Genomic DNA, 6,443 nt, shown 5'->3' with positions numbered 1-6,443 from the left:
TCTAAGTTTATAATCTGGTATAACTGTTAATTTTTTATTAGAAATTAAATGTAAAGCATTTTTAAAAGGAAAAATTGTTTTAAAAACCGAAAATGCTACAGCATTATATCTATCATTATCTTTTTTGTAAATAATAGGTTGACTTATAAGTGTTTTTAAAACCTCTAGTTCATTTAATAGTTTAGTAACATCTTTTATTTCAAAAAGAATCGTTTCTGTTTGAGAGCAAAATAAACCATAACCAGAAGAGTCGTTTAGAATATATTCTATATAGTTTGTATTTGCAGTTGTATGCTTCGTTTTGGCCTCGTTTAGACTTAAAATAGTAGGCTCTTTTTTAGTATTAAAATAATCTGGATATTGATTTTTTAATGAGTTTAAAAAATTTATATACTTGTTTTCTTTTTCTAAGTATAGTTTTGTTAACGTATTATCTTTTGGGAATTTATGCCGTTTATCTTCTATATCTAAAATAGCATACCTTAAATTAAACTCATGTTGTAAAATAGAATCGGGTATTTGTAACCTTGCTTTTTCTTCTGCCGATGTTAAATTTTCAAGAAGCAATAGCGATTTATTTTTTTCCATAAAATAAAAAGCATCTTTTGGAGAATCTAGCAAATAAGAAACTTTAACAGCAAGCATATATAAATCCACCCCTTTGTTAATCCAAAATAACTTTGACTTTTCACTAGAACTATCATAACGCATTAACGATACTAATTGGTCTATTTTATAAAGTGTTTCTTGGGCTCTTTTTAAATATGTTTTGTTTTTTTCTTCCTCATAACTTTTTACGAGGTAGTTAGCGTATTCTGTTAAATATATCAAAGCATAAGATTTATGCGATGTTAATTTTAATTTTTCTAGAGTTGGTAACTTAAAAGTATAGCTTAAGTTTGTTTCCTCATTAAAAAGTATCCGTATTGCTTTTTCAAAATAGGGGAGTCTCTCAATAGACTTTTTAGTATTTAAATATGCTCCTTGGTTTGCATAAATGCCAGACTTTGTTAAATTGTCTTTAACCATTGTAAGCGCTTTATTAAAATACTTTTTTGCTTTACTATGCTCTTTTGTAATTGAGTATAATTCTCCTAAATTATGATATAAAGTAGAAGCATTTGCAGAATCATTTATTTTTAGGTATTCAGTTAAAGCTTTATTGTAGAATTTAGAAGCAGTCTCGTATAGGCCTATATTTTTATAAATTTTAGCTAAACTATTATCTATATATATAGGTCGCTTTAATTTATCATGAAGCTTTACTAAGTTCTCAATGCTTTGGACATGCGTGTTTATTTTTATTAAATCTTCTTTATTGTTACTTTTTTCACTATAAATATAAATAGCAGCTTTATGAGCATCATAGAGGGTTTTAGGATCTTTATAAAATTCATAAGATAATATAACTTTATTTATATATTCTAAAGCAGTGTAATAGTCACCAATAGTTTCGTGTATATATGCTAGTGCATTATAGGATTTATACACAAATTTATCTGTAGAACTTCTATTTAAAGACTCTAAAACTTTGCGCCTCATACTCTTATTGCCCATACGAGAATAGCAGTTTGAGATATTATATAAGCTATTATTTATCTTTTTTAAATCTTTCGGAGTTGATGCTTCCCTTATTTTTATAGCTGTTTTATAATTATTTATGGCATCAATACTATTTTTTTTTTGCTTACTATATTTGGCTAACCTTTCATGTAATAACCCTTTTCTATGATAAATATTAGCAATCCCTTCAGAAGGAGTTAAGGTATCTTGTTGCTTTAATAGAGAATCAAGTACTATAAGCCCTTCTGTTGGGGTGCTTTTGTTTTGATTGTATATTGTATTGGTTTGTTCAATTAAATCGTTAATATTTTGAGCATTACTAAATGAAGTTAATAGTATAATACTGTAAAATACATATTTATATAAAGTCATTATTTTGAGGGTTTCCCCAAATATATACAATCATACAATAATTAAGGAATTACTTTTTGAAATTTTACTTGCCTGTCAGACTCATAATAAGTTAAATATTGCCCGTAATTATATATTTTTTCCATTAATTGAGTAATAGTTAAACTATAATCATAATTATCTAAAATTGTAGCAGCAACAGCAGAAACCTGAGGAGCAGCAAAAGAAGTACCATGTATAAAATGCTGGTTATTACCGACATCTATAAAAGATACATTGTAACCTCTAGCTACATAATCTACAGAATAAATACCATGATTAGAAAAACTAGCGATTCTAACATCTGTATTTTTAGCATAATATCTTGCTGCACCTATGGCTAAAAGATTAGGTTCGCTTATAGATGAAGGTTTGTGTATTTTTTCGTTATCATTATTATTATTTGCATTACCAGCAGATGTAACAACTAGCGTATTATTAAACTGTTTAAATAAATTAGTAAGTATTTGGTCGTTTGTTAAAGTAGCACCAATAGGAGAAGTTAATACAGGAGATTGGTAATAGCCAGAACTTATATTTATTACTTTGGCTCCCATATTTCCAGCAGCATTTACAGCACAAATGATATTAAATAACGAAGAGCGCCCCTCATCATTAGAAGCTTTTAATGGGATAATTTGGTAATCAGTATCAGTTAAATCTAATTTCGTTTTTAGCACACTGGTTACTAAACTACCATGTTGAACAAGATTATCATCAAAAGGATCATTATCACTATTTACAAAATCCCATCCAGAAATCACAGAAGGAAAACCAGGGAGATTGGCTTTGTATAAAAAAGGCTGACCATTAAAAACCGGGAAATTTGGATTCAATCCAGAATCTATTACAGCAATTGTAACTCCTGTATTTTCAGTAACAACTTTGTCTGTATAATCGGCATATTCAATAGAACCAAATGCAGGTGTAGTATCATTTTCTAAAACAAATGATAGATTATAGCTAAAAGCGTCAATTAAATCTTCAGAATCTGTATCATCATCTCCAGATATACCTATAGCAACAATCTCAATATCTACTTCAGGTTCTAAGGTCCATAATTCTATTATAGCTTCTGGAGAACATAAGTCACAAACCTTAAAGGTACCTTGTTTATTTGGTGGAGGTGTGCCTTGTAAATTAGCAGAATAAATGCCAAATGATTGCCTAAAAAGCTTTATAGCAGCTGGACTAACATTTTTTTTGTATTGAATAATAAGTTCGTTATTATGATATTTAGCCATGTTTATATTATTGTATGACAGATTAGGTTTTAAACCTTTTTCTAGTATCTGTGTAGATGCTGTATCATTGGTTATGGTGTCATCTTCAATTTCAGAGCATCCTAATAATATAAATGCACAGCAAACTAATAGTTTAATTAAATTTTTCATTGTTTAATAGGTTTTACGGGTTATTACTAATAACAACATTTTAAAAATATTGTAGGGTTATAGGTCTAGTTTTTTTGGTCTGATAGCATTTTACATTAACAAAATAAATATTGTGCACAACTTATAGTGTTTAATGCTAATAAGTATTAAATAACTAAAAACATTACCCAATTTTTTTAAAAATTAAATTATTTTTGATTTTACTCACATGAATACACTTATGACGGAAAGCGAAAAGTACTTACAAGCCCTTATAAATGGAGATTATAAAAGGACTCTAGAAATATACGATAAGTTTTATCCAAAAGTACAAGCTTTTATACAACGTAATAATGGTAAAATTGAAGACGCTAAAGATGTTTTTCATGATGCACTAATATATTTAATAACAAAACATAAAAAAACGCCTTTAAAATTAGAGGCTTTCGAAGGATATTTATTTACTATTTGTAAAAATATATGGCGCAGCAGAATAAAAAACAAAAAAGAATGGGTAATGAAAGATGGGGTTTTACCACTAGTAGAAAAAGAAGACAGTATAGCAAACTTTACTTTAGAACAAAAACATTTAGAATTTTACCAAGAGAAATTCCAGTTATTATCCGATAACTGTAAAGAAATACTAAGTAATTATTTTAATGGTATGAGTTATGAAGAAATTATGCGTGATTTAGCCTATAATTCTATAAACGTAGTAAGACAACGCGTTTTTAAATGTAGAGCTAAAATTGTACAATTAATAAAAGCGGATAGCCGTTATAAAACACTAGCATAAATGAACTCCAACCAAGACGACAACATGCAAGAGCAAATAGAGGCGTATTTAAACAATACACTATCTATAGATGAAAAAATAGCTTTTGAAAAGTTAATACAAGAGGATAAAGCTTTACAAGAAGAAATAAATTTATATAAAGCGTTACAAGAATCCCTTAATGAGAATGATTGGCATACCATAGATAAAAATAAAAACAAAGTAGAATTATTAGAAATAAAGAAAGAATTAAAAAGTAAACCAATACAAGATGCTTCCAAGCATATAAAAAAAATAGAAGAACATTATTTTAATAATAAAAAGGCCAATAAATCCAAACGATTCTATACAATAGCAATTGCGGCATCAATATTATTATGTGTTAGTATTGGACTTCCATTTCTATTTTCTAATCATAGTTTAGAAGGTTATTATAATAATTATCAAGACTGGGAGGATATCCCCTCATTAACCGAAAAAGGCACACACGACGAATCTTTTAAAATAGAAACATTATTTGCTGAAAAAGACTATAGAGCTATCATTGAGTACTACGAGAAAAACCAATCAACAAAGAATATGTTACATCCTTATACATTACTTAAAGTAGGTAGTGCATATTTTTATACAGGAAATTATGATAGCGCATTGAAAATATTTGATGAGTTTATAGCATTAGATACTATGGATCGTTCTAGAGGCTATTGGTATAAGTTATTAGTATATTTAAAACAAGAAAACAAGACTAAAGTAGAAGAAATGTTAAAAATAATTTTAGCAAATACACAAAACCATAACCACACAAAAGCTAAAAAAATAGCTGAAGAAATAAAATAAAGTATATATAGTGACTCAGAATAATTAATCATAAAAACTAAAACAAAAAAGCTATTACAGTACTGTAATAGCTTTTTTGTTTTTAGACACTTTAGCAACTAAAGCATACAAAACATAAAAGGTGTTTTCCTCCATCACTTTATAGTATTTTCATTGTTAAACCCAAACGGGGTTTTCTTCAAAAAAAAATAGACTTTCCCTTTCTAACATAAGTGTATTTCCTTAATTAGTAAGGTTAATCAACCTAAATTAAAAACAGCGTATTACCCACTTCTTAAAGGTCTGTTTTCCTATACAATAACCTCTACTTTAAAATTACTTTTGACTTGTTGAAAGACGTTGGCAGTCAGTCTTTTAATGCACAACAGAACATTAACTAATAAAATATAAAAGTCATGGTAAGTTATCCAGCAAAAATTAATAACCATTCAATTACAGTATCTAATACAGGTGCAAACATAAGGTTGCGAGGAGACAAAGAACAATTAATAGGAGATATACAATTTACTACAAGCCAATCTCAAGACCATTCTACTACAGCCTTTATTAATAGAGGAGGCTTTATATCTATGACGTATCCACTAGCACTTTTACCTTCTATTTTAATCTTACTTCAGCAGGACGATATACTACTAATAGAAGAAAACGGAGACTTTACTAATACAATAAAACAATAGACATTATGAATACTTTAATTCAAATAGCCTCAAAAGAAATAGGAACAAAAGAAATACCAGGTAGTAAGCATAACCAGAGAGTTGTTAATTACGCAAAAGAATCGGGCTTTAATTATATAAATGACGACGAAACACCTTGGTGTAGTTTTTTTATGAATTGGGTAGCCAAAAAAGCAGGAATGGAAACCTCTGGATTAGGAAATGCAAGATCATGGTTAAACGTTGGAATTTCTGTAGTCAATCCAGAACCAGGAGATGTTGTAATATTTTGGAGAGAGAGTCCAAACTCGCATAAAGGACACGTAGGTGTTTTTATGGGGTATTCACAAGATCAAAGCCGTATATATACATTAGGTGGTAACCAAAATAACCAAGTAGGAGAAACAGCATACCCTAAAAGCCAGTTATTAGGTTTTAGAAGATTACGACCAGCAAAAAAAGGCACACTATCTACAGCGGTTTTAAAAAAAGGTAGCCACGGGCAAGATGTAGTCGAGTTACAAAATGCATTAAAACTTTGTGGATTTAATGCAGGAACATCCGATGGCGATTTTGGTCCAAAAACAGAAGCAGCATTAAAACTATTTCAATCTACTAAAAAATTAAAAATAGATGGTGTTTTTGGAAGCGCAACCAGAGCAGAATTAATTAAACAATTATCAAAATTATAAAACCAAATAAAATGTCTGTACAAACTTTTACAATATCCGATGCTGTTTTAAGAAGAGCCTGCGAATACAATAGCTTTTCTATAGAAGGTAGGGAAAACGAAATGATCATTTTTGCTATTAGAGGAGCGCTTCCAGCAGCTCCAAATGTGTCTTTAAT

The 6,443-nt window shown here is 29.0% G+C and carries 6 protein-coding genes; 4 read left to right on the top strand and 2 right to left on the bottom strand.

The window, feature by feature from the left end; all coding sequences use genetic code 11:
• Both ACVC2P_RS14015 and ACVC2P_RS14010 read right to left on the bottom strand, forming a co-directional pair.
• On the bottom strand, positions 1–1,935 hold a 1,935-nt coding region (locus ACVC2P_RS14015), incomplete at its 3' end, for a tetratricopeptide repeat protein (RefSeq protein WP_452599077.1).
• 41 nt (positions 1,936–1,976) lie between these two features.
• The gene (locus tag ACVC2P_RS14010; RefSeq protein ID WP_452599076.1) at positions 1,977–3,347 is read right to left on the bottom strand and encodes a S8 family peptidase; all 1,371 of its coding nucleotides are present in this window, start codon (positions 3,345–3,347) and stop codon (positions 1,977–1,979) included.
• 208 nt (positions 3,348–3,555) lie between these two features.
• Between ACVC2P_RS14010 and ACVC2P_RS14005 the strand changes: the two genes are divergently transcribed.
• The 4 genes from ACVC2P_RS14005 to ACVC2P_RS13990 all read left to right on the top strand — a co-directional run bounded on the left by ACVC2P_RS14005 (position 3,556) and on the right by ACVC2P_RS13990 (position 6,286).
• Positions 3,556–4,122, top strand: a complete 567-nt coding sequence (locus ACVC2P_RS14005) for an RNA polymerase sigma factor (RefSeq protein WP_452599075.1) — start codon at positions 3,556–3,558, stop codon at positions 4,120–4,122.
• Entirely contained in the window at positions 4,123–4,938 is an 816-nt protein-coding gene (locus tag ACVC2P_RS14000) for a hypothetical protein (protein WP_452599074.1), read from the top strand.
• A 395-nt stretch (positions 4,939–5,333) separates the two neighbouring features.
• Positions 5,334–5,615 (top strand): hypothetical protein, encoded by a 282-nt coding sequence (locus ACVC2P_RS13995; protein WP_452599073.1) that lies wholly within the window; start codon positions 5,334–5,336, stop codon positions 5,613–5,615.
• A gap of 5 nt (positions 5,616–5,620) precedes the next feature.
• Positions 5,621–6,286, top strand: coding sequence for a C40 family peptidase (locus tag ACVC2P_RS13990; RefSeq protein ID WP_452599072.1), 666 nt, complete (start codon positions 5,621–5,623; stop codon positions 6,284–6,286).
• Positions 6,287–6,443: the final 157 nt, after the last annotated feature.

It is taken from the genome of Pontimicrobium sp. MEBiC01747 (genome assembly GCF_053601635.1).
Note: the sequence above shows the minus strand (reverse complement) of the source record. Positions and strands in the feature narration are given on the sequence as shown.

Coding starts and splice junctions, on each gene's coding strand:
- ACVC2P_RS13990 (WP_452599072.1), top strand. CDS start 5,621: ATGAATACTTTAATTCAAATAGCCTCAAAAGAAATAGGAACAAAAGAA.
- ACVC2P_RS14010 (WP_452599076.1), bottom strand. CDS start 3,347: ATGAAAAATTTAATTAAACTATTAGTTTGCTGTGCATTTATATTATTA.
- ACVC2P_RS14000 (WP_452599074.1), top strand. CDS start 4,123: ATGAACTCCAACCAAGACGACAACATGCAAGAGCAAATAGAGGCGTAT.
- ACVC2P_RS14005 (WP_452599075.1), top strand. CDS start 3,556: ATGAATACACTTATGACGGAAAGCGAAAAGTACTTACAAGCCCTTATA.
- ACVC2P_RS13995 (WP_452599073.1), top strand. CDS start 5,334: ATGGTAAGTTATCCAGCAAAAATTAATAACCATTCAATTACAGTATCT.